The 523-nt window shown below is 44.7% G+C and carries 1 pseudogene; it reads left to right on the top strand.

Annotated features, from left to right (window positions below):
- Nucleotides 1-303 precede the first annotated feature (303 nt).
- A pseudogene (locus A2F46_RS11840) lies at nucleotides 304-523 on the top strand (hypothetical protein); the annotation flags it as partial.

The raw sequence follows: 523 nt of genomic DNA, 5'->3' as shown, positions 1-523 counted from the left end.
GACATCGGTGACAATCTCAGCAACCGGAGCAGCAATGGCAGCAATAACAACATCACTTATGAAAACTCAAGTGAAGCGGCTCAGGCGATGGCAACTGAAGCCTTAAAAACAGCATCAACATCCCGCCCACCGGCACCATCAATCAAGGTGCAATACTGAACATTCTTGTCGCTCGTGATGTGGATTTCAGTAATGTTTATGATGTGGTGAAGCGTTCTTGGTTGTAAATCTGTGAATCTAAAGCCGGCCTTGTGCCGGCTTTTTAGTGGAAGTGAGAATAATATGTTTGATGGTGTGAACAACATGGCTGGCAATATTCATGCCGATACCACAGTCAGGAATCAACTGGATAAACTCGGTATTACTGAATACTTGAATGGGGAAGGTATTACCGAGGTTATGATTAACCGACCGTTCGAAGTATTCACCGATGGCGCACAAGGGGTTACTCGGTATGAGAATCCGAAACTGGATTTGCGTTCACTGAGTCATCTGCCAATGCACTGGCTATTTTCAACAAAAA

The sequence above is a fragment of the Snodgrassella sp. CFCC 13594 genome (assembly GCF_001590725.1).
GTDB lineage: Bacteria > Pseudomonadota > Gammaproteobacteria > Burkholderiales > Neisseriaceae > Snodgrassella.
The sequence above is the reverse complement of the archived record's forward strand: the minus strand, read 5'-3'. Positions and strand labels throughout refer to the sequence as shown.